At 60.1% G+C, this 311-nt stretch carries 1 protein-coding gene; it reads right to left on the bottom strand.

Translation table 11 applies throughout. The features are described from left to right. A partial coding sequence (locus tag EGN72_RS19040) for a hypothetical protein (RefSeq protein WP_158623089.1) occupies positions 1–311 on the bottom strand: 311 nt, incomplete at both ends.

The following is a 311-nucleotide window of genomic DNA, read 5'->3' as shown; positions in this document are numbered from 1 at the left end:
GCAAAAAAGGCCAGTGTCCGCATCCTGACACCCAAGGCGCGGGCCTGTTCGACAACCGCAAAGGCGCAGCTTTCCAACGGCGTTTCGCCGCGCGTGTTCTCGAAATTGACGGCGGTCAAAGGCTTGAACCCGATCAGGTTTGCGGGATCGACCGCAACCAGCGAGGTGGACCCCGTTTGAATACCCATCCGCACATCGGCAACACCGGTGGCCAAGTCAAACATCAGCGCGTCGTCGGGGTAAGGCGTCACGGTGGACATCAAACTATTGGCCGAAGAGACGCCAGCACAGAGCGATTGCCCCAGCCCGAT

The organism is Pseudorhodobacter sp. E13, assembly GCF_003991405.1.
GTDB lineage: Bacteria > Pseudomonadota > Alphaproteobacteria > Rhodobacterales > Rhodobacteraceae > Pseudorhodobacter.
The sequence above is the reverse complement of the archived record's forward strand: the minus strand, read 5'-3'. Positions and strand labels throughout refer to the sequence as shown.